Source organism: Thalassotalea fusca (assembly GCF_053485835.1).
On the sequence record NZ_JBQRUN010000046.1, the window covers coordinates 1 to 805 of the forward strand.

Genomic DNA, 805 nt, shown 5'->3' on the forward strand with positions numbered 1-805 from the left:
AAATCGATACCACAGTAATACGGATGCATGTTATTGTAGAAATTCATTGAGCTTTCTCCTATTGGTTTGCTTACCTTGAAGCTTAGTCAATGGCTAGCTTCAGGGAGGAGGCTCAATGAGTATCAAGGCAATTAAACGGACAAAAAACAGTTGGCTGTTCTCACTGCGTTCGCTATTCTAGCCAAAAATTTTTTGCCGCTAATTGTGGCGTTAGCTTTTCTTGGAAGTATGGGCGTTATGGAAACACTTTCTATTTTTGAAGCTCCTATTTCTGGAGCCTTAGGTTTATATAGATATTTCTTGCTGACAGGAATTCTTGCAGCTAGCGTAGTATTATATAACCATTTCAAAAAGAAAATACGACCACTAAATCTAACAATAATGTATTCATGTTGTCTTTTTATTGGTTTCTACTTTGTTGCTATTTCACAAGAGAAATTCTACAAAGCTATACTTCAAAACAATTCTATTGTTCTTGTTTATCCTTCAAAAGAAATATATTTGGATATAAATGATATTGAAAAAAGCCAATTTAGATTCAAAAATTATAGAAATTCTACTGAGGTAACGTGTCGTATCGTATTACGCTTATTACACACGACAATCGGTACAAAAGTGGCGAAAAAGATGGTGGTTGTAAGCAGGCGTCCAAGGACATAAATAAACTTCTGCAAAATAAAAGCTAACACATATGAGCCGTAACTCTGTCAATAAGCAATAGTGTTTTTTTTGCCCGTTTCAAGTCAGTGACGGGCAAGGTTAAATCAATAAGCAAACTCGTTTACTTCGTCTGTCGATGTGGTCG

Annotated in this window: 1 protein-coding gene; it reads left to right on the forward strand. The window is 35.5% G+C overall.

Going from position 1 to position 805, the window contains the following annotated elements:
• Positions 1-237 precede the first annotated feature (237 nt).
• Positions 238-660 (forward strand): hypothetical protein, encoded by a 423-nt coding sequence (locus ACSLUK_RS19945; protein WP_448550545.1) that lies wholly within the window; start codon positions 238-240, stop codon positions 658-660.
• Positions 661-805 lie beyond the last annotated feature (145 nt).

Bases quoted from the DNA above. Each gene is read 5' to 3' on its own strand.
- ACSLUK_RS19945 (WP_448550545.1), top strand. From the start codon at position 238: ATGGAAACACTTTCTATTTTTGAAGCTCCTATTTCTGGAGCCTTAGGT.